General features: G+C 68.7%; 28 protein-coding genes and 6 pseudogenes. 11 read left to right on the forward strand and 23 right to left on the reverse strand.

Translation table 11 applies throughout. From position 1 onward, the window contains the following. Positions 1-322: 322 nt before the first annotated feature. From ACFY2Z_RS34190 to ACFY2Z_RS34200, 3 genes are all read left to right on the forward strand, one after another. Positions 323-1,015, forward strand: coding sequence for a DUF5994 family protein (locus ACFY2Z_RS34190; protein ID WP_388995452.1), 693 nt, complete (start codon positions 323-325; stop codon positions 1,013-1,015). A gap of 124 nt (positions 1,016-1,139) precedes the next feature. Beyond that, positions 1,140-2,003, forward strand: a complete 864-nt coding sequence (locus tag ACFY2Z_RS34195) for a slipin family protein (protein ID WP_350834317.1) — start codon at positions 1,140-1,142, stop codon at positions 2,001-2,003. A gap of 119 nt (positions 2,004-2,122) precedes the next feature. Continuing rightward, positions 2,123-3,391 carry a bifunctional GNAT family N-acetyltransferase/ATP-binding protein gene (locus tag ACFY2Z_RS34200; protein WP_352357897.1) on the forward strand — a complete coding sequence of 423 codons (1,269 nt, stop codon included), beginning with the start codon at positions 2,123-2,125 and terminating at the stop codon, positions 3,389-3,391. Positions 3,392-3,430: 39 nt separating this feature from the next. Here the strand turns inward: ACFY2Z_RS34200 and ACFY2Z_RS34205 are convergent, their stop codons facing one another. From ACFY2Z_RS34205 to ACFY2Z_RS34220, 4 genes are all read right to left on the reverse strand, one after another. After that, on the reverse strand, positions 3,431-3,916 hold the full coding sequence (locus tag ACFY2Z_RS34205; RefSeq protein WP_069777876.1) for a DUF5994 family protein: 486 nt from the start codon (positions 3,914-3,916) through the stop codon (positions 3,431-3,433). A 283-nt stretch (positions 3,917-4,199) separates the two neighbouring features. Beyond that, the gene (locus ACFY2Z_RS34210; RefSeq protein ID WP_067247669.1) at positions 4,200-4,472 is read right to left on the reverse strand and encodes a hypothetical protein; all 273 of its coding nucleotides are present in this window, start codon (positions 4,470-4,472) and stop codon (positions 4,200-4,202) included. 261 nt (positions 4,473-4,733) lie between these two features. Continuing rightward, positions 4,734-5,270: a DUF5994 family protein gene (locus ACFY2Z_RS34215; protein ID WP_352357901.1), complete on the reverse strand. Its 537-nt coding sequence runs from the start codon at positions 5,268-5,270 to the stop codon at positions 4,734-4,736. Between the two features lie 189 nt (positions 5,271-5,459). After that, positions 5,460-6,437 carry a magnesium transporter CorA family protein gene (locus ACFY2Z_RS34220; RefSeq protein ID WP_390747924.1) on the reverse strand — a complete coding sequence of 326 codons (978 nt, stop codon included), beginning with the start codon at positions 6,435-6,437 and terminating at the stop codon, positions 5,460-5,462. 1,238 nt (positions 6,438-7,675) lie between these two features. On the opposite strand from ACFY2Z_RS34220, the gene ACFY2Z_RS34225 reads away from it, so the two are divergent. From ACFY2Z_RS34225 to ACFY2Z_RS34235, 3 genes are all read left to right on the forward strand, one after another. Then, positions 7,676-7,936 (forward strand): hypothetical protein, encoded by a 261-nt coding sequence (locus tag ACFY2Z_RS34225; RefSeq protein ID WP_330337017.1) that lies wholly within the window; start codon positions 7,676-7,678, stop codon positions 7,934-7,936. Between the two features lie 74 nt (positions 7,937-8,010). Beyond that, on the forward strand, positions 8,011-8,286 hold the full coding sequence (locus ACFY2Z_RS34230; protein WP_352357905.1) for a hypothetical protein: 276 nt from the start codon (positions 8,011-8,013) through the stop codon (positions 8,284-8,286). A 219-nt stretch (positions 8,287-8,505) separates the two neighbouring features. Beyond that, positions 8,506-8,940, forward strand: coding sequence for a DUF5994 family protein (locus ACFY2Z_RS34235; RefSeq protein WP_352357907.1), 435 nt, complete (start codon positions 8,506-8,508; stop codon positions 8,938-8,940). A 518-nt stretch (positions 8,941-9,458) separates the two neighbouring features. Here ACFY2Z_RS34235 and ACFY2Z_RS34240 read toward each other — a convergent pair. After that, a complete protein-coding gene (locus ACFY2Z_RS34240) occupies positions 9,459-9,926 on the reverse strand; it encodes a transposase (protein ID WP_352357909.1) in 468 nt (155 codons plus the stop codon). A gap of 15 nt (positions 9,927-9,941) precedes the next feature. Between ACFY2Z_RS34240 and ACFY2Z_RS34245 the strand changes: the two are divergent. After that, positions 9,942-10,208, forward strand: a pseudogene (locus ACFY2Z_RS34245) (integrase core domain-containing protein); the annotation flags it as partial. Between the two features lie 37 nt (positions 10,209-10,245). On the opposite strand, the gene ACFY2Z_RS34250 reads toward ACFY2Z_RS34245, so the two are convergent. The 8 genes and pseudogenes from ACFY2Z_RS34250 to mca form a co-directional block, all read right to left on the reverse strand. Next, a complete protein-coding gene (locus ACFY2Z_RS34250) occupies positions 10,246-10,929 on the reverse strand; it encodes a hypothetical protein (RefSeq protein ID WP_390747925.1) in 684 nt (227 codons plus the stop codon). A gap of 34 nt (positions 10,930-10,963) precedes the next feature. Then, on the reverse strand, positions 10,964-11,884 hold the full coding sequence (locus ACFY2Z_RS34255; RefSeq protein WP_358720793.1) for an IS3 family transposase: 921 nt from the start codon (positions 11,882-11,884) through the stop codon (positions 10,964-10,966). After that, entirely contained in the window at positions 11,881-12,189 is a 309-nt protein-coding gene (locus ACFY2Z_RS34260) for a transposase (protein WP_358720795.1), read from the reverse strand. Before ACFY2Z_RS34260 ends, ACFY2Z_RS34255 begins: the two co-directional genes overlap by 4 nt. A 69-nt stretch (positions 12,190-12,258) precedes the next feature. After that, positions 12,259-12,696, reverse strand: a pseudogene (locus ACFY2Z_RS34265) (Gfo/Idh/MocA family oxidoreductase); the annotation flags it as partial. Between the two features lie 355 nt (positions 12,697-13,051). Next, a pseudogene (locus tag ACFY2Z_RS34270) lies at positions 13,052-13,461 on the reverse strand ((4Fe-4S)-binding protein). A 43-nt stretch (positions 13,462-13,504) separates the two neighbouring features. Further along, positions 13,505-13,813 carry a GNAT family N-acetyltransferase gene (locus tag ACFY2Z_RS34275; protein WP_390747926.1) on the reverse strand — a complete coding sequence of 103 codons (309 nt, stop codon included), beginning with the start codon at positions 13,811-13,813 and terminating at the stop codon, positions 13,505-13,507. 152 nt (positions 13,814-13,965) lie between these two features. Further along, positions 13,966-14,349, reverse strand: coding sequence for a DoxX family protein (locus ACFY2Z_RS34280; protein WP_352357915.1), 384 nt, complete (start codon positions 14,347-14,349; stop codon positions 13,966-13,968). A 344-nt stretch (positions 14,350-14,693) separates the two neighbouring features. Beyond that, positions 14,694-15,575, reverse strand: coding sequence for a mycothiol conjugate amidase Mca (mca, locus tag ACFY2Z_RS34285; RefSeq protein ID WP_390747927.1), 882 nt, complete (start codon positions 15,573-15,575; stop codon positions 14,694-14,696). A 374-nt stretch (positions 15,576-15,949) separates the two neighbouring features. Here mca and ACFY2Z_RS34290 point away from each other — a divergent pair, with 374 nt between their 5' ends. After that, complete coding sequence (locus ACFY2Z_RS34290; RefSeq protein WP_352357919.1) at positions 15,950-16,405, forward strand: nuclear transport factor 2 family protein; 456 nt, start codon at positions 15,950-15,952, stop codon at positions 16,403-16,405. Positions 16,406-16,488: 83 nt separating this feature from the next. On the opposite strand, the gene ACFY2Z_RS34295 is transcribed toward ACFY2Z_RS34290, so the two are convergent. Continuing rightward, entirely contained in the window at positions 16,489-16,563 is a 75-nt protein-coding gene (locus tag ACFY2Z_RS34295; RefSeq protein WP_388968229.1) for a LuxR C-terminal-related transcriptional regulator, read from the reverse strand. 30 nt (positions 16,564-16,593) lie between these two features. Between ACFY2Z_RS34295 and ACFY2Z_RS34300 the strand changes: the two are divergent. Then, positions 16,594-16,958: pseudogene (locus ACFY2Z_RS34300) on the forward strand (IS1380 family transposase); the annotation flags it as partial. Positions 16,959-16,963: 5 nt separating this feature from the next. On the opposite strand, the gene ACFY2Z_RS34305 reads toward ACFY2Z_RS34300, so the two are convergent. From ACFY2Z_RS34305 to ACFY2Z_RS34315, 3 genes are all read right to left on the reverse strand, one after another. Then, the gene (locus tag ACFY2Z_RS34305; protein ID WP_390747928.1) at positions 16,964-18,055 is read right to left on the reverse strand and encodes an alkene reductase; all 1,092 of its coding nucleotides are present in this window, start codon (positions 18,053-18,055) and stop codon (positions 16,964-16,966) included. Positions 18,056-18,141: 86 nt separating this feature from the next. Next, positions 18,142-18,699 (reverse strand): TetR/AcrR family transcriptional regulator, encoded by a 558-nt coding sequence (locus tag ACFY2Z_RS34310; protein ID WP_352357923.1) that lies wholly within the window; start codon positions 18,697-18,699, stop codon positions 18,142-18,144. A 446-nt stretch (positions 18,700-19,145) separates the two neighbouring features. After that, positions 19,146-19,709: an NAD(P)H-dependent oxidoreductase gene (locus ACFY2Z_RS34315; RefSeq protein ID WP_352357925.1), complete on the reverse strand. Its 564-nt coding sequence runs from the start codon at positions 19,707-19,709 to the stop codon at positions 19,146-19,148. A 139-nt stretch (positions 19,710-19,848) separates the two neighbouring features. On the opposite strand from ACFY2Z_RS34315, the gene ACFY2Z_RS34320 reads away from it, so the two are divergent. Then, on the forward strand, positions 19,849-20,343 hold the full coding sequence (locus ACFY2Z_RS34320) for a MarR family winged helix-turn-helix transcriptional regulator (protein WP_390747929.1): 495 nt from the start codon (positions 19,849-19,851) through the stop codon (positions 20,341-20,343). Positions 20,344-20,541: 198 nt separating this feature from the next. Here the strand turns inward: ACFY2Z_RS34320 and ACFY2Z_RS34325 are convergent, their stop codons facing one another. Next, on the reverse strand, positions 20,542-22,047 hold the full coding sequence (locus ACFY2Z_RS34325; protein ID WP_390747930.1) for an MFS transporter: 1,506 nt from the start codon (positions 22,045-22,047) through the stop codon (positions 20,542-20,544). Positions 22,048-22,372: 325 nt separating this feature from the next. After that, a complete protein-coding gene (locus ACFY2Z_RS34330) occupies positions 22,373-23,812 on the reverse strand; it encodes a PLP-dependent aminotransferase family protein (RefSeq protein ID WP_390747931.1) in 1,440 nt (479 codons plus the stop codon). Here ACFY2Z_RS34330 and ACFY2Z_RS34335 point away from each other — a divergent pair. Next, positions 23,799-24,422 carry a DJ-1/PfpI family protein gene (locus ACFY2Z_RS34335; RefSeq protein WP_390747932.1) on the forward strand — a complete coding sequence of 208 codons (624 nt, stop codon included), beginning with the start codon at positions 23,799-23,801 and terminating at the stop codon, positions 24,420-24,422. The two genes, ACFY2Z_RS34330 and ACFY2Z_RS34335, sit on opposite strands and share 14 nt — an antisense overlap. Positions 24,423-24,461: 39 nt before the next feature. Here the strand turns inward: ACFY2Z_RS34335 and ACFY2Z_RS34340 are convergent. The 4 genes and pseudogenes from ACFY2Z_RS34340 to ACFY2Z_RS34355 form a co-directional block, all read right to left on the reverse strand. Beyond that, positions 24,462-24,650 (reverse strand): annotated as a pseudogene (locus ACFY2Z_RS34340) (IS5/IS1182 family transposase); the annotation flags it as partial. Positions 24,651-24,675: 25 nt separating this feature from the next. Further along, entirely contained in the window at positions 24,676-24,894 is a 219-nt protein-coding gene (locus tag ACFY2Z_RS34345) for a hypothetical protein (RefSeq protein ID WP_390747933.1), read from the reverse strand. A gap of 27 nt (positions 24,895-24,921) precedes the next feature. Next, on the reverse strand, positions 24,922-25,755 hold the full coding sequence (locus ACFY2Z_RS34350) for an enoyl-CoA hydratase/isomerase family protein (RefSeq protein WP_390747934.1): 834 nt from the start codon (positions 25,753-25,755) through the stop codon (positions 24,922-24,924). A gap of 289 nt (positions 25,756-26,044) precedes the next feature. Then, positions 26,045-26,462 (reverse strand): annotated as a pseudogene (locus ACFY2Z_RS34355) (VOC family protein); the annotation flags it as partial. Positions 26,463-26,834: the final 372 nt, after the last annotated feature.

Consider the following 26,834-nt stretch of genomic DNA (forward strand, 5'->3'; position numbering starts at 1 on the left):
GGTCACGGCCGGCCCGGTTGCCATGAATCGCCGAGAACGACCCGGCGTGGAAGCCGGTGTACGAGATGCTCTCGGTAATCACCAGGATACTCCTCGCCGAGGCCCGGCGGACTGGCGGGGAGTGACGGGCTGAACGGAACAACACACGTCACAGAGCCAGGGGAGTGCTGGGCCGGGGCATGCGGGCCGTCGGGCGTGAGACCGGTCCGGGAGCCGGCATACGAAGGGCCCCGGCGCCCTCGGCCCACTGCCGCCGGTATCGACAGCCGCTTCACCGAATGCGGCGGCGTCTCCACAACCGCCCCGGCGTGTGCGGAGTACCGTGGACAGCACCGAGGGCATTTCGCACACCGGCTTCCACGCCGGGTCGTTCTCGGCGAGAGACGAAACCCGGGTCGCCGCCAAGGCGGCCCGGAGACGGGTCCGCATCATGTCGGCGACCTTGCACCAAGCCCTGCCACACCACGAGCCCGTCGCAGCCCCGGCCGCGCGTCTCGCGCTGAAGACCGACGGCCCGTCGCGCGGCCTCCTGGACGGTGCCTGGTGGCCCCGCTCCCGGGACCTGCTGAGCGAGCTGCCCGCGCTGACCGATGTGCTGGACCCTCTGTGGGGCCGCATCACCCGCATCGCCGTCAACCCGACGTACTGGCCGGTCATCCCGCACGAGATCCCCGTGGGCGGTCATGTCGTCAAGGCCGGATGGTTCACCCCGGAGATCGACCCGCACAAGCTGCTGCTGCTCTCCTACGGCACCGGCCGCTGGGACCTGCTGGTCATCCCGCCCGAGACCGAGACGGAGTCGGCGGCCCGCCTGATGGCGGCCGCGTCCGACTACGACGGCCCACCGCTGACCGCAAGCGCTCTCATCGCCGCGGACGAGACCCGGCACGCCGTCTCCGCCGCCGACCGGCCACTCGAACCGGACGAGGCAGGGAAGCACGAGGAGGACGGCCCCGCCTCAGCGGCCGTTCCGGCACGGACGGATCGCGCCAGTTGCCTGGTCATCGGCATGTGAGACGGCCGCCACGACCGGTGCCTTCACGGGTTTCGGACCTGCCTCACGAGCCGGCGCAGGCACATGCAGGGGTCTCGACCGGCGAGTCTCCGCCCCACGTGGTCCTCGTCCCGAGGAGCAGTACATGCAAGCCCTGATCGTTCTCATCGTCGTGATCGGTCTTCTGGCCGTCCTGGCCCTCGCCCTGTCCGTGAAGGTTGTCAAGCAGTACGAGAAGGGAGTGCTGTTCCGCTTCGGCCGACTCGCCGGAACACGCTCCCCGGGACTGCGGTTCATCATCCCGTTCGTCGACGCCCTGCACCGGGTGTCGCTGCGGGTCGTCACCATGCCGATCCAGTCCCAGGGCATCATCACCCGGGACAACGTGAGCGTGGACGTGTCGGCGGTCGCCTACTTCCGGGTCGTCGACGCCGTGAAGTCGGTCGTCGCCGTGGAGAACGTCAACGCGGCGATCAACCAGATCGCCCAGACCACCCTGCGGAAGGTCGTCGGCCGGCACACGCTCGACGAGACACTGTCGGAGACGGACCGCATCAACCTGGACATCCGCCAGATCCTGGACGTCACCACCGTCGACTGGGGTGTGCAGGTCACGCTGGTCGAGCTCAAGGACATCCAGCTGCCCGACACCATGAAGCGCGCCATGGCCCGCCAGGCCGAGGCCGAGCGGGAGAAGCGAGCGAAGATCATCAACGCGGAGGGCGAGTCCCTGGCCGCAGCCGCGCTCGGCGACGCCTCGGACACCATGATGGCCCACCCCCTGGCGCTTCAACTGCGCAATCTCCAGAGCCTGGTGGAGATCGGTGTCGACCAGAACACCACCGTCGTCTTCCCGGCCCCCCTCATGAGCACGATCGGCGAGCTCGGCTCCTTCCTCGCCCGGGAAACTGCTGCCGCCGCACCCGCCGCGGCAGCGCCACCGGCCGGCACCGGCCGCACCCACACGTCCCTCAGCCCGGCAGGCAGCGCGCCCGGCACCGCGGCGTGAAGCCGACTACGGCCCGAGCGATCCGTGGCACCAGGGAGGATTCGTGACCGTCGCCTGTCGCGCGCATCCTCCGGGCACCGGCTGATGATGGGGGTACGGCCGAACACGCGGAGCTGATCATGACGGGTTGGCGGGTCAGGGACTACACCCAGGACGATCTCGAAGCGGTGATCCGTGTCGACATGCAGAGCGGCACGACCGAGGAGCCGCCGCTCTTCCCGCTCTCGGACGCCGTGACGGCCCTCCAGACCCGCCACCCGGCCGTGGTGGCCACGGCCGACGACGTGCTGATCGGCGCCGCGGTGAGCAGGGTGGAGGGCGAACGGGCATGGATCCTGCGCATCTGCATGGCGCCCGGCTGGCGGCAGCGAGGGCTGGGGAGTGCTCTGATCACCGCCCTTGAGCAACGGCTCTTCGCCGTCGGCGTCCGCGCGGTGCAGGCCGCCCTGCCCGAGGGCGAGACCGGTGCCACCGCCCTGCGCAACTGTGACTTCGGCGCCCGCCCCGGGCTGGTCTTCTTCGAGAAACGCGGACCGGTGACCCCGCAGTCGGCCGGCACGCTGTCCTCGCTCGGAGCGGAGCTGCCCCCAGGGGGGCTGTGGCAGAAGGTCGCGGGCATGCAACGGGAGAAGCAGCTCATCGAGCGGCGCCTGGTCCTGCCGCTGGCCCATCCCGAACTGGCCGCCCAGCACGGAGTGGAACCGCCACGGGCGGTGATGCTGTTCGGCCCGCCCGGGACCGGCAAGAGCACGTTCGCGCACGCGATCGCCAGCCGCCTGGGATGGCCCTTCCTCGAACTGTTCCCCGCCCGTCTGGCCGCCGAGTACGGCCTGGCGACCGGGCTGAACCGGCGCTTCGACGAGATCGCCCGGCTCGACCACGTCCTCGTCTTCATCGACGAGGTCGAGGAGGTCGCCGGCGAACGCGGCGGCGCGGACGCGACCGCTGTCGGCGTCGTCAACGAACTGCTCAAGGCGATCGTCCGGTTCCGAAGCCAGGACGGACGGCTGCTCGTCTGCGCCACGAACAACGTGACCACGCTCGACTCCGCGTTCCTGCGGCACGGCCGCTTCGACTACGTGCTGCCGATCGGCCCTCCCGACCACACCGCCAGGACCGCGCTGTGGGAGAGCTACCTGGCCCGAGCAGGCGCACGGGCCGACAGCGCGGTACTCGCGTCCGCCAGCGAGGGGTTCACCCCCGCCGACATCGCCCACGCGGCGCGCACCGTCTCCCAGGCCCAGTTCGAGCGCACCTTCGACACCGGAACCCGGACCACCCCCACCACCGACGACTACCTGGACACGATCCGCGACACCAAGCCCACGGTCAGCGCTGCCATGGCCCGGGAATTCGCCCAGCAGACGGAGGAGTTCGCCCGCATCTAGCGTCCAGGCCGGGTGGGGAGTCGATCTGCGACGGACGTGTCAGGCCGGCGTAGGTGGCGTGTCGCTGCCCGTTTCGATGAGGATCTGCCTGGCCTCGGTGACGTTTTCGGCCCGTACGGCCCTGGCCATCGCGGCGCGTGCCGCGTCGGGCGACGTGTCCGGAGGGACCAGCAACAGAGAGAAAAGGTCCCCTTCGCCTCGGGTGATGAGGACGGTGTCGTCACCGACCGGGAAGGAGTCGATGTGCACGACCCGGTCGTCGACCATCACCCGGGTCGGCAGTTCGTCCCAGGCGCTGCCGTCCAGACCGACCCGGGTGACAGGCCCGAGATGCTCGGTCAACGCGGAGATCAGCGAGGGAAGCTCGGCACCGATGTCCCGGGACCGCGGCCACCATGCGCCGTCCAGGATTCCCTCGCGTGCGTGGGTGGTCTCCAGTCGCAGCAGGGCCGTTCCGGGTTTCACCGACCGGTGCACGGCGTCCGGCAGGAGCCTGGGGAAGTCGGGGGTGTCTGAGCCTGCCATGGTGTCCGCCCGTCCGCAGAGAGCAGTGCGACCGCACGGCGTGCGACCACGATACGACCCTGCTACCTCACGGTACTCCGCACGACGCTCCCGCGAGCGCTTCGCCGCAGGCGCGGTTGCGGAAACAGGCAACGGCTCCGGCGTATACCCGCCGGAGCCGCCCTTCCGGGTCATTGCACGTGAGCGTGCGCCGACCCGCTTTCCAGGTTACGTCAAAGGGACTAATCCGCCATAAGCAATCCTTGCGAGAGTTCACTTCGGTCCGAGAAGCCGACGCGGCGGTTCAGCCACGCCCTTCCTCTTCCGTCTCCATCTGCCGGATCCCCTGGTGCGTCAGCGTGATCATCGCGGGCGTGTTGCCCCTCTCCCAGTCCACGACGACCCAGCCTTCACCAGCCAGGTACATACAGGCAGCGGCCATGTCCTGCTCAGGGATACCCAGGTCGGTGCGGAGCTTCGCCCCATCGACGCCCAGGAGGCGATTGCCCTCGGCGGCTTGGTACAGAGCCTGCATGATCCTCTCGCGGTACGTCTTCCGGTCTCGCAACATCGCCATGACGCGCCTTCCTCTACCGCCCACGGTCGGGCCGAAGTCGATGTCATCCGCGGTCACCGTCGCGGTGGGGCGCGTCGGAACGGTCGCATCCACCGCCGACCGACGGTGTCTCCGGGTCCGACGCCCGATCCCCGGCAGAACATCGCTGTAGTGGAAGGCAGCGATCCGTTCGGCGTGCTGACCATTGAGCTGGTGGATCAGAACGACTCCGACGGCGATCAGGACGAGCAGCACGCCCGCGGCGATGACGAGCATGGGATCTCACCTCCGCCGACCGGCGGGCGAAGGCCCTGCTGAGCCGATGGGCCGGGGCCGGGACGACGGTCGACCTGCTCCGCCGTCGGCCTCCCAGGCTTCTTCCCTGTTTCGTGCATCGATCCTGTCTGCTGCTTGCTCCCGGGCCGAGGCATCGACGCCGTCGCCGACCATCAACTGCGCGGCGGCATCCGCACCGGTTTCCGGCGGAATCACCAGCACGTCCCGGCGGCCGTCAGCGGAGAAAAGAGTGAGTCTGTGGGGATCCTGCTCCTCGGTGGACCAGCCCACCTGCACGGTGCGCCCGGCGTAGGACACCCAGTGCGGCAGGACGGGCCAGTAGGCCGGGTGCACGGTGACACCCGTGATAAGACCCCAGAGATCGCCCAGTGCGGCCGTCAGGGTGGGCAGCTCACGGGTGAGGGCACGGGAGCGAGGCCACCACATGCCGTCCAGCCCGCCCGGCGCGGGTCTCAGGGACAGCCGGGCCGCCGGCGACGGCGTGCGCCTGCTCGATGTCGTACGGTCAATGGTCACGGCCATGGCGCGGACCTGTCCCCGGGCTCGTGGGTGCGGCCCGGTGCTGTCGATCACCGGAAACGGCACCCGCAGCGGAGCCGGTGCGCGAAAAACTCCCGGTGTCTTCACACTACTCCGCTCACCGGCCCGAAAAGCCCGCCATGACCAGGTAGTTTCCTGCCTTCGGGACCTGGTCGCCGGTGCCGATGCCGGTCAGAGCCAGTCCTTGCGCTTGAACGTCAGATACAGCAATGCGGACAGGAGCACGATGACGGCGGCGGAGGTGATGAAGCCCGACTCGTGGCCGAAACCGGGATAGGGGAGGTTCTGGCCGTAGTAGCCGGTGATCGCGGTGGGAACGGCGATGATCGCGGCCCAGCTCGTCACCTTCTTCATGATCAGATTCATGCTGTTGGCCTGGACCGAGAGGTTCGTCTCCATGACCGAGGCCACCAGGTCCCGCAGTGATTCCGTCCACTCGGTCGCACGCAGCACGTGGTCGTAGACGTCCTGGTAGTACGGGACGAGAGGGTCGGTGATCAGGTGCAGGCCGGGGCGCATGAGCCCGTTGACCACCTCGCGCATCGGAAGCACGACGCGGCGCAGCCGGACGAGCGATTTGCGCAGTGCGAAGACCCGGCGCTGCACGGCTTCGATCTCACGGCGCCCGGCCGCGAAGAGCAGGCCCTCCAGCTCCTCGATGCTGTCGTCCAGTTGCTGGACGGCGGCGAAGTGTCCGTCCACGAGATGGTCGAGCAGGCCGTGCAGCAGGAATCCGACGCCGTGGCCGGCCAGATCCGGGCTCTCGTCCCAGCGGGCGACGACGTCCTCGATGTCGAGGCCGTCGTCCTTGCGGACGGTGATCATGGCCTGGCCGGTGAGGAATACGGCGATCTCGCTGTACGTCAGCTGCGCACCGTCCGGGCTGACGGCCACGGCATAGGCGCTGAGGAACTCGTGGGTGCGATAGCGGTCGAGTTTCGGCCGCTGTCCATGGTGAGCGGCATCCTCCAGAGCCAGTTCGTGGATGCCGAACTCCTGACCGAGCATGGCGAGTTCAGCGTCTCCGGGCCGGTGCAGGTCCAGCCACAGGACTGACGCCGGATCAGCGAGATGCGCAGAGACGTCACTGGCGGGAAAGCCCTCCAGGACCAGAGTGCCGTCGTGATACAGCCGGGTGCGCGTCACCATGGCCCGAGGCTAGTGCCTTACATCCAAATCGTGCCGTTTTGCCCCAACTGCCAGTGCGGCAGGTTTGCCGCCGCGGACCGCCTGATCGAGGCTCCAGGCAGCGACCTGGACAACGGGCTCGGACGACTGAGCCGTTTCATCCCCTCCCCTCGCGGACGAACCGCTGCACACCCTGTGCGACCGACTGTCCGCCTGATGCCACCCGGCAGCACCGACGGCGCTGCTCACGCCACCACAGACAGCACCAGCACGTGGAACAAGCAGGGTGGTCCGGCCGTGTGGGTGTCGCCCTCGGCGCTCCGCCACCCCCACGACCTCAACGTCTCGGCCACCCCGGCGTCCCGGGCTTCCACCCATCTGACTCCGAGCGCGGCGACGTGGTCGGCGAGCAGTCACCGCTGGAGGCGCCGGGCGAGGTTCCGGGCACGGCCTTGGTTCTCCCGACGCACGCGGGAGGGGACGACGATCCCGGAGACGACGAAGAGCCGCCCGGGGCGACGCGGCGGAGCAGGCTTTCCCGAACGTGTCCGTCGAAGCCCGCCCGCCAAGGACCGGCGCCGCCCACGGGAAAGCCGTAGGCGTATCCGGTCAGGACCGTGACCTCCGCGATCAGCAGCGAGAACCCGGGGCGTGGTGCGTCGGCCTCGAGGTGTCGCAGGAAGGCGGCACGCGCCTCGTTCCACGCCCAGGGGCCGCGCCGAAGACCTCCGCGTACAGGTCACCCAGCTCCTGCAGGTGGTCCTCGACCTGGCCTCGCGTCAGCGGGCGGAGGCGTTCTCCCTCGTGGGGCGAGGATCCCCGCTCCCGCACCGGTCCGCCCGGCCTGCGCGTGCGCGACCTGCCCGGTGCCGACCGGGGCACGGGGAGGTCCGAGGTCGTCGGGAGGAGCATGTGCGCGCTCATGGATCGAACCCTGCCCCGGGCGCGGACACCCGGCGTCGCCGATCACCGAGAGCGGCACCGGTGTCGGAGCCGGTGCGCGGCATGCCCTCGGTGTCTCCACCCGTACTCCCGGCCGGTCCCGCCACGGTGGCACGGTGGCGGCCGACGACGGCGACAACCCACTCCGGGCGAGCGCCGGTCTTCCGCGAGGGGTCGGCCGTGGCACGCTCGCTCCCTTGCCCGGCATACCCTTGAAAAGGGGGCTACCGCGGCGACGCGCCGCAGCCCCGGGCCGTCGACGGGCGTCGGGCAGTGGCCTCAGCGGTGGTCGCACCCCCACTTGCCAGGAGGTCCGTATGACACACGAGCCCTTTCCGTCCGAAGGCCACGCCGAGGTCCGCATCGTGGCCGCGACGCCAGAGGTCGCCCGGCGCGTCGCCGAAGTGCTCCGGCGCTGCTTCGCCTCGACCGAGCAGCGCAGCTATCCCGTGGGCCCCGCAGGAGGGACCCGCCTCCACATCACCCTCGACACCGCTCAAGCGGCGGAGCCCGCACTGTCCTGGCTCACGACCAGCGCCTCGACAGAGCAGACACAGCCGCACGCCGACGAGGTGTGACCCGGATCCGAGCGGCCCGGGGATCCGCCGTCGCCTCCGTCCTCGCGCGGCCGTCGAACCGGAGAACGACAGCCATGACGAAACTCCGCGAACGCAAGAACAACCGGAAGGCGGTCCTGCGATCCCTGTACGGGGCCGTCGAGCACAACCGCCCCGAGGTCAACGGTTCGGCGCTGCGCGCCGAGCTGGGCCTGCTCGACGAGGATCTCTCCGCCGCCTGCGCCTATCTGGCCGACGAGGGCCTGATCAGTGTGGACTGGACATCACACCACACCCCCGCCACCGTCGCGCTGACACATGAGGGCATCCGTCTGATGGAGGAGCAGGAGGAGGAACAAAGAGGAGCATGAGGATCGGGCGAAGCCGGAGGAGGCACCGCCGGACGACTGACCCGTCCCCTTCTCGCCCGTCCTCTTCTCCTCATCCAGAGGTAAGCTGACCGCACCGAGAGCTTTTCGCGCAGCGCGACCGGCGGTGCCGTTCCCGGCGAGTGACGAAACGGGCAGTCGTCCGACGACTCCAGAACACCGGCCGAAGGTGCTTCCTCGGCCCATGCGCACACGTATCGCATGCCCACGCCTCGCCTGGCCCTCACCCCGGACGTCAGCCACGGCCCGCTGGACGGGACCTGGTGGCCGCGTTGGGCTGCACTGGAGCTCGAACTTCCCTCGCACGCCGGCTCCTTGGAACCGGACCCGGACACGACGGTACGGGTCACCGTGGACCCCGCCGAATGGCCCGACACCCCGCGCAGCGTCATGGCGCCCGGACGGGTGATCGCCGTGGAGCCGGCCGGCCCCGGAGGCGAGACGCACGTCATCTCCCTGGACTGCGGCTCCGTGGGACGCTGGGTCCTCCTGGTCGTCCCGCCGGATGAGCCGGCCGGAACAGCCGCCCGGCTGCTGGCCGCCGCGGCCGACCCCGAGGACCCGCTCACCGCGGCCCGCATGCTGGCCCTCTCCGAGACCGATCGCCTCGGGGACACGACAGGGGAGGCGGAATGAGGCACGCCGGCCCTGGGGCGCCCACGGCCAGCACCCCCATCCCGCCGTGCCGCCCATTGCCGCCCATCCCTACGCGAGCCGTTGACCGCGCGATGTGGAGCGCCCCCACTCTTCGAGGAATACCCATCGTCCGCGCACACGGCGAGCTGGACAGGCAGACGGTAGCGCCCCTGGCCCGCTCCGGCCGAAGCCCGACCAGCCATGCCCGGCACTTCGCATCCGCGTCGGCGAGAAGCTGGTACCCCCTAGGCCAGGCGGTGGCAGGCATCCCCTCAAAGACCTCCCGGAGGCATTCAACTTTGCAGAAGCGAATGACATGGCCTACTGGTCGCCGAGGTACCCGGGACGCATCTACCGCAGGCGTGTGTCATCACTACGCCCTCGCGTCAAGTGCTCGGTGGAGGAGAGCCCGGGGGGGGGTACCGTGCCACCGCCGGAGCTGCAGCACACCCGCCCGGAAGCCCCCGCCGGCCGCGCCTGTAGGGGCTTGCCTTCGAACGCACCTCTCACCGACGCCCCTATAACGTGGGGGTGCGGGCAATCGGCCTGACCAGGTTGAAGACCTCGCGGGCGGCATACCGCTTGAGGCATCGGATGATCTCACGTCGGGTCTTGCCCTCCTGGGTGCGGCGCTCGTAGTACGCCTGGGTGCGCGGGTCGTGACGTAGTCGGGTGAAGACGATGCGATGCAGGGCAGCGTTGGCCTGCCGGTCGCCGCCGTGGTTGAGCCGGCGCGTGCTCCGCCGGCCGGAGGAGTACTCGATGGGACTGACTCCGCAAAGGGCAGCAAAGGACGCCTCGGTGCTCAGTCGCTCGGGGTTGTCTCCCATGGTGATCAGGAGAGTGACGGCGCTGTCCGGACCGATGCCCACCGGTACGAGTAGCTGTGGGGCGTGGGCTTCGACGAGCCGGGTGAGGCGCTGGTTCAGCTCATCGATCTGCCCGGTGAGCTGCTCGATGCGCTCCGCGAGCATTCTCAGGGTCATGTGGGTGGCCTGGGCCTCTGCGACCAGCTCGGGGTCACCCGGTCGATGGGCGCGGTCGGCACCAGCGCGGACAACGCGGCCTGCGAAAGCTTCCATGCATCCCTGAAACGCGAGACCCTCCAGGGCGCCCACGACTACGGCGACGCCGGCGCCTGCCGCAGGACCGTCTTCTCCTGGCTGACCCGCTACAACACCCGCCGTCGGCACTCGGCCAACGGCCAACGCAGCCCTAACGAATACGAACACCGACACCACACCACTAAACTCACGCTCGCCGCGTGATCAATGGAGCATGTCCACCATCGCGGGGGAAGGCCCGTCAGGCGCGCTCCGCCGCGCGCTCGATCCGGTCGAGCAGTCGGTGGTGTCGGGCTGCGTGGGCAAAGTCGGGGATCTCGGAGGTGCCATCTGTCAGGTCACGCCGGATCTGCGCGTAGGCGGCGCCGATGTTGTATGCGGGGGTGCCGCGCAGCTCCTGGAGTGCGGGGTGGAAGTACCGCTCGGGTACGGTGAGCCGGCTGAGCTTGGCGTCGGATCCGTGCGCCCCTTCGATGGTGAACTCGCCCAACTGAAGGTGTCCGGTGTCGCCGGTGACGACCAGGTCGCCGTCCGTTCCGTTGATCTCCCAGTGGAAGTTGGTGCCGCGCGAGATGCCGCCGCGGTAGTGGACAGAGGCCACGGCGCCGGAGGAGAGCACGCCTCCGAACACCACCTGGTCGGCGACGTCGGGCCGGTAGACCCGGCCGGACTGCGGGTCCTTGACTTCTCGGTGGCGGGTGGCGGTGACAGCGGTGATCTTCTCGACATCGCCGAGCACCATGGTCAGGCCGCTCATGGTGTGCCCGAACGGGATGGTCAGCATGGTTGCGCCGTTGGCGCGATCCAGCAGGTAGGCGCCGTTTTCAGGGAAGACCGCTCCCCAGCCTCCTCCCGAGGCCACCAGGCTCGTCGAGAGCACCTCGCCCACGTAACCGTCGGCGACCAGATCGCGCAGGTAGCGCACTGCTGAGGTTCCCCCGCAGCGCGGGAGTGGCTGACTAGCTGGTCAGGGCAGGTTGACGTGGTTTCAGGTTCACTTGTTCGGTCGCTGCCTGGTCGGCGTAGTGCTTCTCCTCGAACTCGATCGGGCTGAGCCAGCCGAGTCGTTTCTGGATGCGGCGGGTGTTGTAGAAGCCGTCGATGTATTCGAAGAGCGCGAGGTTCGCTTCGGCCCGGGTCGCGAAGACGCGGCCGCGGATGCATTCGGTCTTGATGACCATCCACAGGTTCTCCGCCAGGGCATTGTCGAACGAGTCGCCAACCGAGCCCATGGACGCCTGGATACCGGCCCTGACCAGGCGTGTTGTGAGCTTCACGGACGTGTATTGACAGCCGTGGTCGGCGTGGTGAACGAGCTCGCCGGGGGCGACTTCGCGGCTGGCCAGGGCATACTCCAGCGAGGTGAGGACCAGGTCCGCGTCCGCGCGGGCGGAGGTCTCCCAGGCCACGACCCGGCGGGAGAACGCGTCGCGGATCGCGGACAGCCACAGCGGCCCCTCCCCGGTGGGGATCATGGTCAGGTCGGTGACCCACAGCCGGTTCGGCCCGTTCGCGGTGAAGTCGCGTTGCACCAGGTCAGGGGCCAGATCGGCGTCCGGGTCACGTCGGGTGAAGCCCTTGCCCCGGCGGGGGCTGATCCCGGCCAGGCCAGCCTGCCGCATGAGCCGCTCGACCCGTTTGCGGCCGACATGGACGCCCTCACGCCTGAGGACGGCATGCACACGGGGAGAGCCGTAGATCCCGCCGGAATCCTCGTAGACCTGCCGGATCCTGCCGGTCAGCTCGGCATCCCGGCGGTGCCGTTCGCACGGCTCGGTCTCGGCCTGGCGCCACCGGTAGTAGGTGGAGGAGGGGATGTTCAATTCCCGGAGTACGGGCTCGACCCCCAGATGCGGGTGCTCGTCAACGAGCGCCGTCACCTGGGCCGGGTCGGGTCGAGCTGGGCCGCGAAAAAAGCCGAGGCCGTCCGCAGGACCTCATTCGCCCGCTTGAGCTGGGCATTCTCCTTGCGCAGAGCGGCAAGCTCCTCCCGCTCGGCGGTGGTGAGCATGTCGTCTCTCTCGCCGGCATCGGCCTCGGCCTGCCGGATCCAGTTGCGCAGGGCCTCGTGGTGCACGCCGAGCTCCTCGGCCATGCGGCGGATCACAGGCTTCGGCTCGGCACTCCGGTACATCCGGACCGCACGCTCACGCAACTCCAGCGGGTACTTCCTCGGCGCAGGCATCGTCTGGGCTCCTCTCATGAAACCCATCTGACCCTCTGTCACCTCTTCCCGCATCTCGGGGGAACCTCATGCCGGCGCGGACCGGGCCTGCAGTCCGGTGAACGTGTGCAGCCCGCGCTCGGCAGCGGTGGCCGCCAGTTCCTCGGCCTCGGCCAGTCCGTTGCCCAACGGCCACTCGGAGAACACCATCTTCCCTGCAGCCAGGGCGGATTGGATGATCTCCCGATGGTCCGGCACCTTCACGGTGACCACCACCAGGTCGACCTCGTCGGCCGCCGCCAGTTCGCCAGCCGTCCCGAAGGACCGCGCGACTCCGTACTGCTCCGCGGCCTGCCGCGCGGACTCGGCGCTGCTCGCAGAAAGTGCGCGCAGCTCAAAGCCGTCCAGCTGTTGCAGCGCGGGCAGGTGGGCCTGCGAAGCCCAACCGCGCCTGGCGGAAAGACCGACGATGCCCACGCCTATGGGGGCCTGTTGGGGGGATGACACGGTGGGACTCCTCGGCAGCACGCGAGAGACTGAATTGATGAGTGGTACAGGGTCGGCCACTTACTTGAATTTTCATGTCACATCCTATGCCAGCGACACATGAAGGTTCAAGCGTGGGCGTTCAAAGCGAGCCGATGCGCCCACCCCTGGTCCCCCTGGCAGAACCGCGGCCCGGCGGCTGTCGTCTCTACGGCGGGGGCGCCGAAAGCCGTCAGTGTTGGGGCCGTTGGAGGAGCGGGAGCGTGCCGCGCGGCAGCAGGTAGAGGTCCTTCAGGCGGGCCCTGATCCGGCTGGCTCAGGGTGCCCGCCGATCCGTTCCCGTCGTCGACGGCGACGCGGCCCGGGCCATTTCTTCCGCAGGACGGTCACCCCGACATCACTCACCGCAGGGCCCCGAGTGGTCGCAGTACGGCTGATGGCCGCTCTGCCCGCAGGCGCACAGGATCGTCCTGGTCTCGGCGCGCGTGCCTTCCGCGGTTTCCACGCTCAGCTCACCGCGCACGGTCAGCTGCCCGTGGAGCCGCGGACGATCCGCGCAGACCGGTCCGGGGTTTCCGTCCCGCCGTCCGCGAGTTCGTACTGCAGCGCGCCCGAGGGGCAGCGCCGCACCACCTCGGTCAGGCGGTCGGCCGCGGCACCGTCCGGCTGGATCCACGGGCGCTTCGCCGTGTCGAAGACCTCGGGCAGGCCACGGACGCATTCGGCGGCGTGCAGGCAGCGCCTGGCCTCGAACGTGACCGTGATCGATTGCCCCTCGTACGTCTTCTTCTCGGATCTGCCGCTCATTCGGGCCTCCTTGACCATTGTGTTCGGCTGCTCGGTCGTTCGTTCAGTCACTGACCTTGCTGCGTGACTGGTACAGCAGGTCCTGGTACTCGGGGTGGCGGGCGATCCAGCCCGCGAAGAACGGGCATGTGGCCAGCACGAGGAGCCTCGAGGCGCGTGTGTTATCGAGGGCGGAGCGGACCAGGGCGGACCCGACTCCCCCGCCCGCATACTCCGGCGCCACCTCGGTGTGCAGGAACGCAACGAGTGTCGTCGTACGGATGTACTCCGCGACGCCCGCGACCCTGGCCGCTCCATCGACGCGAGCCTCATAGCGGTTCGCTCCTGGCACGTTGTTCACTTGGACCGTCACATGTCCTCCTCTTGGACTGGCTCCCATTCAGCTCCGCGACAGTCCGGCAACGTGCGCGAAAACTTTCCGGCATTGCCCGCTCTACGCGGCGGACGGCACCGTGCGACTTCATGAGCAACGCAGGCCGGACCCTCGAGCCGGGCCCGGACCGATCAAGCGGACGTCCCGCTCTGGCCGACGACGCCGACCGTGCGCTGACGGCGGTTCCACGTGACGACTGCCGCCAGGACGAGCAGCACCGCTGCCGGTACCGGACTCTCGTCGATCACGAACAAGCAGGTCAGGAATGCGCCCGTCATGACCCCGGTGAGTATCAGACCACCCAGGGCACTCAGTCGGGGAACGAGCAACAGGACGGCCCCGGCCAGCTCCAAGGAGCCGGTGACGTACCGAAGCCATTGCCCGGCACCGACGTCCTGGAAGATTTTGACCATGTCCTGCGCGCCGGCCAACTTCGAAGCCCCCACCATGACGAACACGCCGGCCAGCACGACCCGAAGGACCCACAGGACGATGTTCCGGGCCTTCCCGCCCACCCGAGGCACACTCTGTACAGAACGAGACATGTCTTCTCCCTAACGCGCGAAGTGGTCGGCGCTCACCGTCCGGCGCGAAGCCGACCACACACTTGAACTTTCATGTCACAGCCTAGGGTGCGACTCATGAATATTCAAGCGAGAGTCGATTCGTGCTGCGGGGCCGAGGCGACCCCGGGTGCACCATCTGCGGACCGCGGCCGACGTTCCGGTCGATGGACGGCAACACTGCCGCGCCGATCAGCGTCAACGCGGGCATTCTGGCGTGAGGTTGGCCGCGAAGCTCCACGGAGTCGAGACACCGCCTCCCACCTGAGCGGATGGAGTCCTCGGCAAGGGCAGGGTCAGACGGTGATGTCGGCGGTGATGCCGGCGAACAGGTCGTCCTCAGGGAGCGAGGTGTCGACCAGCGAGCGGGCCAGCTCGTACTCCTCGGTCGGCCAGATCTCGCGCTGGACGTCGAGCGGCACCAGGAACCACGGGCCGTCCGGGTCGATCTGGGTGGCGTGGGCGATCAGCACCCGGTCGCGCACATCGAACCAGTCGGCGCACTGCACCCGGGTGGTGAACTCGCGTTCCCTGCGGCCCTCCTTGTCCCAGTCGGCGATCCACTCGCCGAAGGGGGACTCGCGGCCGTGCTCCATCAGATAGGCGTGGAAGGCGCGGATCCGGGCCATCGACATGCCGTGGTTGTAGTACACCTTCAGCGGCTGCCAGGGCTCACCGGACTCCGGGTAGGCGTCGGGGTCCCCGGCCGCCTCGAACGCGGCCATCGTGATCATGTGGGTCATGATGTGGTCGGGGTGCGGGTAACCGCCGGTCTCGTCGTACGTGGTGATCACGTGCGGGCGGAACTCCCGGATCAGCCGGATCAGCGGCTCGGCCGCCTCCTCCACCGGCACCAGCGCGAAACAGCCCTCGGGCAGCGGAGGCAGCGGATCGCCCTCCGGCAGACCGGAGTCGACGAACCCCAGCCAGACCTGTTTGACGCCCAGAATCTCGCGGGCGGCGTCCATCTCCTTGCGCCGCACCTGCTGGAGGTTGGCCTCGACCTCCGGGTCACCCTGAAGCTTCGGGTTGAGAACGGAGCCGCGCTCTCCCCCGGTACATGTGGCCACCAAGACATCCACGCCCTCGGCGACATACTTCGCCATGCTGGCAGCACCCTTGCTGGACTCGTCATCCGGGTGCGCGTGGACCGCCATCAGCCGCAACTGCTCTGTCAACGCATGTTCCTTCCGCATCGCCCCGCCGCGAGGACCGGAGACCTTCCCGGGGCCCTCCGCACCGAACGGAGGCCCACTGAGCGGCCCGCCCTGCCTTTTTGCGGCGGTGATGTCGTGCGCGTTTCGCTCGACCGTCGCCGTGGCAATCGACTTGAGCCCTCCGCCCGGCATTTGAGCTCACGTCACGTGACCGCGAGCGGCGCCCGGAGCCGGCCGGAGCCCGCTGCCCGTCCAGAAACGGCAGCAGATGACGGCACACGAAGCGGTCGACGCTCGCCGACTGACGCGGGGTCGAACCTTCACTTGAATTTTCATCTCACACCCTAGGCGGCAACTCATGAAGATTCAAGCGTGATGCCGTATCATGAATTTTCATGAGTGATCTTTCTGAGGTGATCGCCCGGCTGGAACGGGTCGAGACCGAGCTTGCCCTGCGCCGCGCGGCGCACCAGTACTGCGTCGCGGGCGACCTGCGCGACCGCGAGCTTTGGCGTGGCGTGTGGACGCCGGACGCTGTCTGGGAGCTAAGCCCCGACATGGTGTTCACCGGTATCGAGGCGATCTGCGAAACCGTCGAACGGCAGTGGCAGATGTTCCCGGCCATGTCGCACGGAACGGTCAATCTCGACGTCGACGTGGAGGCCGCTACCGGCCGCAGCGACGTCATCGTCCACATCCAGCTCCAGGACACCACCTGGGTCACCGGCGGAGCCACCTATCTCGACGAGTACCGCCGCCACGACGGCGCCTGGCGCATTGCGCGGCGGACGGTGACCCGGACGTTCAACGTCGGGCCGATCCCGAACTGGGGGCCGCCAGGGGAGCGGTAGCCAGCCACGGGCCTGTGCGACGGTCACGGCGGCTGTTCGGTCGTTGACGTCGAGCTTGGTAAACACGTGCAGCAGGTGGCTTTTCACGTGGCCTCGCTTACGTTCAGCTCCTGGCTGATGGCGTTGTTGGACAGCCCACGGGCGACGAGCGCGAGCACCTCGGCCTCGCGCTCAGGCCCGGCCGTTGCATGGCGGGGCGGTCACGAATGTCGTACTCGGTCGGGATGATCATCACCGAACGGATTCACCAGGCTGTGCTCAAGGTCCCCGCCCCCGCCTGGGCGCCGGCGATCGAACCGGACGGTGGGATCCGGGACGGAGCCCGGGTCGCCGAACTCACCGGTGACTGCCTGAAAAGCCGGCCCAAGGGGATGCGGCTGATCGTCCCAAGGAACGTCGCCATCCGGGAGCCCAGTTGCGCATCACCGACGCCGACGGCCTGCGGCTCACCGCGTTCGCGACCAACACCGCCGACGGGCCGATCGCCGTACTGGAGCTGCGACACCGCCAGCGCGCTCAGGCCGAGAACCGTTCGGTTACGGGCCCTGCGACGGCCGGTCAGCCGATCAGGAAGGGGTAGTCGGTGTATCCGGTGGCGTCGCCGCCGGAGATGACCTCGGGCCGGAGTTCGTTGAACGGGGAGCCGACGGCGAGGCGGCGCGGCAGGTCCGGGTTGGCGATGAAGAGACGTCCGAATGCGATGGCGTCGGCCCAGCCCGCGCGCAGGATGCGGGCGCTCTTGTCGGGGGTGTAGTTGCCGGCGGCGATGATGACACCGTCGTACGCCTCGCGGAGCTTGATGCGGAAGTCGTCGTCGAGTGCCGGGCCGCCGTCCCAGTCGGGCTCGGCCAGGTGGAGGTAGCCCAGTTCGCGCCGGTTGAGTTCACCGGCGATGTGCAGGCCCATCTCCAGGCCGTCGCTGTCGTCCAGGCCGCGAGCCTTGATCATGGGGGAGATACGCATGCCGACGTGGGCCGGATCCCATGCGTCCACGACGGCGTCGACGACCTCCAGGGGAAAACGGGCGCGATTGCCGAGGCTGCCGCCGTACTGGTCCTCGCGGTGGTTGCTGCTGGTGGACATGAACTGCTGGAGGAGGTAGCCGTTGGCACCGTGGATCTCGACCATGTCGAAGCCGGCGGCGCGGGCGTTGAGGGTCGCACGGTGGTAGTCGTCCGCGACGCGGGGCAGTTCGGCGGTGGCCAGGGCGCGCGGGGTGGGCGCGTCGACGGAGATGAGGTTGCCGTCGGGGCCCTGGATCCTTGTGGTGCCCTCGAACGGCAGGGCACTGGCGGAGACGCCCGCCTCCCCGCCGTGGACGGCGGGGTGGGTGATGCGGCCGACGTGCCACAGCTGGAGGGCGATCCTGCCGCCCGCTTCGTGGACGGCGTCGGTGATGCGGCGCCACCCGGCGACCTGCTCCTCGGAGTAGATGCCCGGGGTGGCGTGATAGCCCTTGCCTTCGGGGCTGATCTGGGTGCCTTCGGTGACGATCAGGCCCGCGCCGGCGCGCTGGGTGTAGTACTCGCGCATGAGGTCGGTGGGGACGTCACCGGGCTGGGCGGCGCGCATGCGGGTCAGGGGCGCCATGAACACGCGGTTGCGGGTGGTGAATGCGGGCAGGGCAAGCCGATGGGTCAAATGGGGCATGGGTATTCCTCCAACCGGCTCGGCCGGCTGTGATCGGTGTTCTCGGGAATGAGTACCGCCGCCCGATGCCGGACGGGCGGGTCTGCCTAGTCGATGCCGTGCGCGGTCAGTAGCACTTCGACCGCCGCGCGCACGGAATCCGGGTAGTGGCCGGTGAGCAGGGTGTAGTCGGCCGCCCCCGTGTGCAGCACGACCAGCTGCTCCGCGAGAACCTCCGGCTCGGACGCACCGGCGCGCTCGGCCTGGCGGCGCACGTAGCTGCGCAGTTGGTCCTTGTGTGAGCGCGCCTGCCGCACCGCGGGGTGCGACGGGTCGCGGAACTCGGTGCCGATGTTCACGAAGAAGCAGCCGGAGAACCCGGGAGCCTCGCCGTGGACGCGTTGCGCCTCGAAGATTCCCAGCAGCCGCTCACGTGGTGTGGCGTCATCGGTCTCGTCGGGGAAGTCCCGCACGGCCATGTCGTGGCACCGGTCAAGGACCTCCGTCAGAAGGTCGCCCTTGGACCGGAACTGCTTGTAGAGCGTCTTCTTCGAGATTCCGAGATCGGCAGCAACGCGGTCCACGCCCACGCCGTGGAACCCCTCACGGTGGAACAGGCCGGTGGCGTGCTCCACCAGGCGGTCCCTGGTGTTTTCACTAGCCATGATGTGAATGTAACATACATGGAAACAGATCTGTTTCCTGAGGGCCGAGCGGGTGGACGACACGATGCCCCCTGCGGGCGCAACCGGCCGATGCCGCCGCGTTCGCGTAACCGAGGCCGTCATGTCGTAGTCGTAGCCCTTGCCGGGCCTTGTACGCGCGGTCCGCGGCGGGAGGCCGATGGGCGGAATGCCACGGGCGATGGACGTGGGGTCCTGCCCATCGAGGGGTGGCGCAGAGGATGCCAATGGTGAGGTGCAGACCGGGCGGTTCGGTGACCCAGCGGCACTCAGCCTCTGTGTTGGATCAACCCCGTAACGGGGCCCTGGGTCACCAGGGCCCCGTTACGGGGTTCAGCCGCGGAGCCGACCGAACAGGCCGCTGGCCGCGTTCGCACTCGGCTACGGCGATGGCAGTCCTCTCACCCGCCTTCCGGCGGGCCAGGGTGTCAGCCCCGGACCGTCTTGAGGGCGCGGGCCCAGGATTCCAGCTGGTCGAACAGGGTGGTCGCGGCGGCGTCGTGCTGCTCCGCCGGCTTGAAGACGGAGAAGTTCTCGAAGTCGGTGAACAGCGAGAAGGACAGCTGCTGACGCACGTGGGCCAGCTGCAGTTCGCTGGCCACGCCCCGCAGGTGCTCGATGGCCCGGGCGCCGCCGAGAGAACCGTAGGAGACAAAAGCGGCGGCCTTGTTGTTCCACTCGCCGTACAGGTAGTCGATCGCGTTCTTGAGTACGCCGGAGGTGGAGTGGTTGTACTCGGGGGTCACGAAGATGTACCCGTCGAACTCGGCGATCTTGGCCGCCCATGCCTGGGTGTGCTCACCCTGGTACTGACCCATGGCCGGCGGGATGGCCTCGTCCAGGTGGGGCAGCGGGTAGTCGGCCAGGTCGACCAGCTCGTACTCGACACCGGCGCGGGCGCCGGAGCGGTCGACCACCCAGTCCGCGACGGCCTTGCCGTTGCGGCCGGGCCGGGTGCTGCCGAGGATGACGGCGATCTTCAGGTCACTCATGTGGTCTTCTCCTTGATGGGCAGCCGAATGCGAGGGCCTACCCCTTCACTTGAACTTTCATGACTCACCTTAGACAGAGACTCATGAATATTCAAATGTGCGACGACTCGTGAAGGTTCATGCCAGATAGACTCCGGGCATGCCTGAACAGCCTTTGCACTCGAACCATCAGCCCCGCTGGCTGACCCCGGCGGAGCGGGAGACGTGGCAGCAATTGGGCATGATGCTGCACAGACTGCCCGCCGCCCTGGGAGCACAGCTGCAGCAGGACGCAGACCTCAGTTACATCGAGTACTACGTCCTTGCCGGATTGTCCGACCAGCCGGAACACCGCATGCGCATGAGCGACCTGGCCGTCCTCGCCAACTCTGAGCAGTCACGCCTCTCCCACATGATCAGCAGGCTGGAACGCCGGGGGTTCGTCCGCCGCGAACCCGACCCCACCAACGGCCGCTACACCCAAGCGATCCTCACCGACGCCGGCCACGCCCATCTCGTCGAGGCCGCCCCGGGACACGTGGCCCGGGTACGCGACCTCGTCTTCGACGTACTCGACTCTGCCGAGCTGGACAACCTGCGCACCGCCGCCAAGAAGATCAGCGAGCGCATCGACCACTGGGAGCAGCGGAAGTAACCCCGCAAGGACACCACCCCGCCTCTCGGCTGCCGCAGCGGGACGCCACGCGTGAGGGACGTCCGGCCAGTCGAGGACTGCGCCTCCGACAAGCGCGACCGGTGCGCGGTGCTCACCGACCAGGGCGTCGAGGATCCTGCGGCGCACCGCGCCGGGCCATGCCCTCCTCGCGCCCTTCCTCAGGGGGTGACCGGTGTCTCAATGGGCAACCACCGGGACCGCCACCTCGACCTCGGCGTCCTCGCCGGCCGGGCGGCGGTTGACCAGAGTCAGGGCAACGATCGTGGCGATCAACAGCACGCCGACGCCGAACCAGAGGGCGTTGGCGTAGCCGTGCACCACACCCTGCAGCTGGACCAGCTGCTGCTGCGGCTTCGTCGCAGCATCGGCGATGTGGTCCTTGACGTACGAGGTCGTCGCGGAGGCGGCGATCGTGTTCAGCAGGGCGGTGCCGATCGCGCCGCCCACCTGCTGGGAGGTGTTGATCATCGCGGAGGCGACACCGGCGTCCCCGGGTTCGATGCCCAGGGTGGGCAGGGACATGGCGGGCGGCAACGCCGTACCCATGCCGAGACCGAGCAGCACCAGCGCCGGCAGGACGGTCGAGGCGTATGACGAGCCGACCTCCAGCCGGGCCAGCAGCAACATGCCGACCGCAGACACCAGAAAGCCTGGCCCCATCAGGAACCGGGCCGGGACGCGGGTCCCCAGACGCGTGCCGATCTGAGTCGAGCCGACCATCATGCCCGCGACCATCGGCAGGAAGGAGAATCCGCTCTCGACCGGCGAGTAGCCCTTCACGACCTGCAGGAAATAGGTCAGGAACAGGAAGCTGCCGAACGTCGCGATGACCGCGATGCCGAGGGAGAGGTAGACGCCGCCGCGGTTGCGGTCCATGACCACGCGCAGCGGCAGCAGCGGGGCCTTGAGCTTGGCTTCGGTGATCACGAAGGCGAGGAGCAGGACCGCCGACGCGACGAACAAAGAGATGGTCGTGGTGTCGCTCCAGCCGTCGGACTCGGCCCGGGTGAAGCCGTAGACCAGCGAGACCAGGCCCAGGGTGGACAGGACGACGCCGGGGATGTCGAGCGGGGAGCGGTTACGGCTGCCCTCGGGCTCACGGACCACGAAGTAGGCACCTGTCGCCGCGGCGATCGCGAACGGGATGTTGACGAAGAACGTCCAGCGCCAGTCCATGTACTCGGTGAGCACGCCGCCGAGAATGAAGCCGACGGCGCTGCCGCCACCGGCGATCGCACCGAAGATGCCGAACGCCTTGGCGCGCTCCTTGCCGTCCGTGAACATCACGGCAAGGAGGGAGAGCGCGGCGGGGGCGAGCACGGCACCGAAGGCGCCCTGGAGAGCGCGGGCGCCGAACATCGCCGCGCCGGTGGTTGCCGCGCCGCCGAGCGCGGAGGCGGCGGCGAAGCCGACCAGGCCCATGACGAACGCTTTCTTACGGCCCCACAAGTCGGATACCCGGCCGCCGAACAGGAGCAGACCGCCGAAGGCCAGAGCGTAGGCCGTGACGACCCACTGCCGGTCGCCGTCGGAGATGCCCAGGTCCTGCTGGGCGGAAGGCAGGGCGATGTTCACGATGGTGGTGTCGAGGACGACCATCAGCTGGGCGAGCGCGATGAAGACGAGCGCTTTCCAGCGGTTGGCGTGCGCGTCACCGGGAGCCTGGAAGGCTGTTCGGGACATGAAGGTTACCCACTTCGGGAAAAGAAGGAGCCGGCTGAAGGTGACTGAGAGCGTGCGGGAGACACGGCTCGCCCACGTCGGCGGCCGACGGTCTCGTCGCGTGTGACGTGCACGAAGCGGTCGACGCCCAGCGGCCGGCGATGGGCCGGCCCCTCACTTGAATTTTCACGTCACACCCTAGACGGCGATTCATGAAGGTTCAACCGCGCACGGGCGGCCTCTTCCGACACCGGCACTCGGGTCCCAGGCCGACCGGCCCCACACCAGCGCCGACGGCTTCCCGTCCGCAGGCCGGTGCGGCGGGAGTCGGCCCGTCGAGTGGGGTTCAGGCGTGGGCGTCCTCGTGGGCGACTCGTCGCACTGTGCGCAGCGTCAACTGGAGACTGTCCATATCGGTCGAGCCGAGAGCGAGGCGGAGCGCCTGCGGCGTGTGCTTCGTGGTGGTGAAGGGCTCCGCCGTGCTGACCGAGATGTGCTGACGCGCGAGGGTGGCGGTCAGGCGATCGGCGCGTGCGTCGTCGGGCAGGGTCAGCCATGTGAAGTAGGACGAGGGGTGGCCGGTGAGGGGGAGGCCGGCCAGTTCTCGTCTGGCGAGTGCTTGGCGGGCCTTGGCGTCCTCTCGTTTCTGCGCTTCCAACTGGTCCACCGTGCCGTCCTCGATCCAGCGGCAGGCGATCGCGGTGGTGAGGGCCGGGGTGTTCCATGTGGTCGCCCTGATCGCGCGTTCGAGCGACGGCACCCTGGACGGCGGGGCGACGACGAAGCCGACGCGGAGGCCGGTGGCGACGCTCTTGGACAGTGTCGAGACGTAGACGGTGATGTCCGGTGCGCTTGCGGCCAGAGGCGGTGGAGGATCCTCGACCAGGTAGGCGTATGCGGCGTCTTCGATGATGAGCGGACCGTGCCGCCGGGCGATCTCGATCAGACGGGTGCGGTCGGTTGCCGGCATGACCCACCCCAGAGGGTTGTGCAGGGTTGGCATGGTGTAGATCGCGCGCACTGGGCGGGTCGCGCACAGCTTCTCGAGGGCATCGAGATCCGGCCCGTCGGCGGTTGTGGGTATGGGCTCCAGGTCAAGATGGAAGGCATTCGCGAGCACCTTGAAACCCGGGTAGGTGAGGGCGTCGACCGCGACGACGTCGCCGGCGCTGAGCGCGGCCATGACGGTGATGGCCAGGCCGTGCTGCGCACCGTTGACGATGAGGATCCGGTCCGCGTCAGGAGTGATCCCTCGACGCCTCAGGTGATGAGCGATCGAGGCTCTGTCCTGGGGACGTCCTCGATGGGGTTGGTAGCGCAGCAGCGAGTCGAGTTCGCCGGACGTGGCCACCTCTCGCAGAGTCTGCCGTAGGAGATCGGCTTGGCCGGGCAGCGACGGATAGTTGAAGTTGAGATCGACCACGTCCGTGGCGACGACGTGCAGATCGATGCCGTGGCCGGCGGGAACCGCGATGTCACGCACGAACGTGCCGCGGCCCGGTTCCCGGCTGACCAAGCCCATCGCTTCCAGCTCGGCGTAGACCCGAGTCGCGGTCACCAGGGCGATGCTTTCGCGAGCGGCGAGCCCTCGGTGTGTCGGCAGCCGCACGCCTGCGGCGAGCCGCCCGGTCCGGATGTCGGATGCGAGCGCGTCGACCAGCTTTTTGTACCGCGAGGCTGCCATGCATCGAATTGTATCCATGACAATTCTTTGACTGTCCTGTTCGCGGGTCCTTACGGTCGAGACCCACTCACCCGGAAGGACGGCCGCCGTGCACATCGCCATCCTCACCTTCGAGGGCTACAACGAGCTCGACTCCCTGATCGCGCTCAACGTCCTCAACCGAGTCGAGAACGACGGCTGGCGCGTCACCATCGCCACCCCCAGCCCCAAGGTGACGTCGAGGAACGGGGTGGTCATCGAGCGGATGTCCACTCTTGAGGAGGCGTGCGCCGCTGACGCGGTCATCGTCGGCAGTGGCATCGCCACCCGCGAGGTCGTCGAAGACCCGGCGATCATGAACGTGCTGCGCGGCCTGGACCCCTCGCGCCAGCTCATCGCCGCGCAGTGCTCGGGCGCGCTCGTGCTGGCCAGGCTCGGCCTGCTCGACGACATCCCCGCCTGCACCGACCTGACCACCAGGCCCTGGGTCGTCGCCGCCGGCGTCGAGGTGCTCAACCAGCCCTTCTACGCCAAGGACAACATCGCCACCGCCGGCGGCTGCCTCGCCTCGCACTACCTCGCCACCTGGATCATCGCCCGCCTGGAGGGCAACGACGCCGCCGAAAGCGCACTGCACTACGTCGCCCCGGTCGGCGAGAAGGAGGAATACATCGAGCGCGCGTGGCGCAACATCACCCCCTACCTGCCCGCTCCCACACCGGCGCTCTTCTGAAACGACCAGACGCAAGCAGTGACCGAGTGGGGGGTCATGCCCCGGCAGCCTGGCTGGTCGTTCGCGGATCACCGTTGTGGTGTAGCCGTGGGCTCCCGACCCAAATCCCGAGACCGCCGCGACCTGGGCGAGGGTGTCGTGCTTGCACAGGTACACCAGGGCGACCAGGGCACGCTGGTGCGGTGGATGCTTGCAGCGGCGCTCGCCCTCGCGGGTGACGATGAGCATGGTGACCCCTCAAGAATCCTGGTGGTCATTCGAGCGCACTCGGCGAACTGGTCGGCCGGCACCACCGCTCCCAGCCGTTCCGACATGACGGGCAGCAAGTCCAGTCCGGGTCGTTGATCGGGAGCCGGGTCAGCGCGAAGGCGAGTCTGCCCTCGCGCACGTCGGCGATCAGAGCCTGGGAGGTGCCGGGCCAGCGCAGCAGTTCGCACCTCTCGCTGACGCGCCCGGCGAGCGTGCGTCGCACTCAGGGCGGCGGCCTTGCCGGGCCGGCTCAGCGAAACTCCGCCACGGCCTTGCCGAGGTCGCGTTCGAGCTCACCGGGCGTGTGGAGGCCCCTGCTCGCCAGGTAGTCCAGTCGCTCACGGGTTTCGGGCAGGCCGACCAGGCCGAGGAACATGGCCGAGTCCGAGCGGACGTTCGCCTGGTCCGGCAACGTGAGGTTGTTGATGGCGCGCTTGGCGGCCTTGACCCCCTCGGGCGGAAAGCCGGCGATGCGCTTGGCCAGGCGCTCGACGAAGCCGTCCAGTTCGGCGTCGGGCATGGCTCGGTTGATCCAGCCGTAGCGTTCGGCGAGTTCGGCGTCGAAGTCGTCGGCGCCGGTGATGACTTCGATGGCGCGTGTCCTGCCGAGCCGCCGGGCCAGATGCTGGACGCCGCCGGCGCCGGGCAGGGCGCCGGTACCGGACTCGAACTGTCCGAAGATCGCGTTCTCGCGCGCGGCGAAGATCATGTCGCACGCCAGGGCGAGTTCGTTTCCGCCGCCGCGGGCCCTGCCGCGCACCTTGGCGATGGTGATCACCGGGACGTGCGCCAGCTTATGGAGGAACATGCCGAGCGAGGCATCTCCAGGGCCGCCGGCCTTCGCGGCCTCTGCGGTGTACTGCGGTACCGCCGTGAGATCCACATGCGCCGAGAAGAACTCGGGCGACGCGCTCTCGACGACGACGACTCGCACATCACCGGGGTCGGTGTACAGCACGTCGACGAGCGATACCAGGTCGCGGACAAGTTCGACACCGAGAAGATTGAGAGGGCCGGCGTCGAGGGTGGCAAACAGGACACCGGCCTCTTGTCGGGTCTGGATCGAGGAGTTGGTGAATCGCATGATCACTCCATTGAGTGCGAAGGGAGGCGGGAAAGGGGCTGCAAGTTCTGCCGGAAACTGACTCCTGGACAGAGAGGGACGCCGTCTCAGATTTCGCAGTCCCTGTTCGCGCGGGCAGAGCCGTCCTCGTCCCGCCGGCGTCGCCCCTCGCCGGCCTCCTGCACTCTGGAAAGTCCCACTTCGAGCCGGTGCTGGACAGCTCCCCGGGCTCATGGATGTCGCGCCGAGGCCGAAGCTGCTCATGCGAGCCTCCCTCACGGTCGGGAGATTTCTCGTCACCGGCCAGCAGGCGGACCGTGACCTCCTGGAGCACCCAGCCGTTGCCGTCCGGGTCGCTGAACGAGGCGTAGGAGCCATAGCTGGTGCGGTCCGGACACCCGGCCCTCGGTCCCGGCGCGGTGGAACACCCCGCCCTCGTCGTGGAACACCTCACTGATCTCCACGCCGCGGCCGGCGAGCTCGTCCCGGGCCGCCTCAATGTCGGAGACGATGAGGTGAAGTCCCTCGGCGGAGCCCGGTGCGGCGGAGGTGAGCCCCGTACCGAAGATAACCGAGCACGGCGAGCCGGGCGGGGTCACCTGGATGACCCGGAAGTCCTCACCACGCGCGACGTTGGCGTCGAGCCGCCACCCCAGGCCCTCATAGAAACTCTTGGCCCGGTCGACATCGGCGACCGGCACCACCACGACCTCGAGCTTCATGTCCATGTTCGACGGCTCCCGCTGTTCGGCGTCCTCGCGGTCTCCGGCCTCGGCACCGGTGTGTGCCTGGTGGTACGTCGGGACGGTCGGTCAGGCGGGCGACGCCCGAGTCGGCCGCGAGGCGATCGTAAGCAGACGCCGGGCCCTGCCGCGTCCGGTGACGCCGGCGTTCCGTCCATCCGACTGGTGCCGTGCCCGCCCTCCCGCCGCTGTCTCCGCCGTCGGCGCGTGCCTGCCGACCTCGCCGTCGGAGAGCGTTCCGCACCATACTGCGTATCACCCTGTCTCGGCTCCCCCAACAACTTGCCCTGCTATAGGAGTCCGTCGGCTCGTAGGACGTACCATCAGCGACGTCGCGATCTCGCGCGGGTTCCCGAT

The organism is Streptomyces sp. NPDC001222, from assembly GCF_042896945.1.
GTDB classification, from domain to species: Bacteria; Actinomycetota; Actinomycetes; order Streptomycetales; family Streptomycetaceae; genus Streptomyces; species Streptomyces gibsoniae.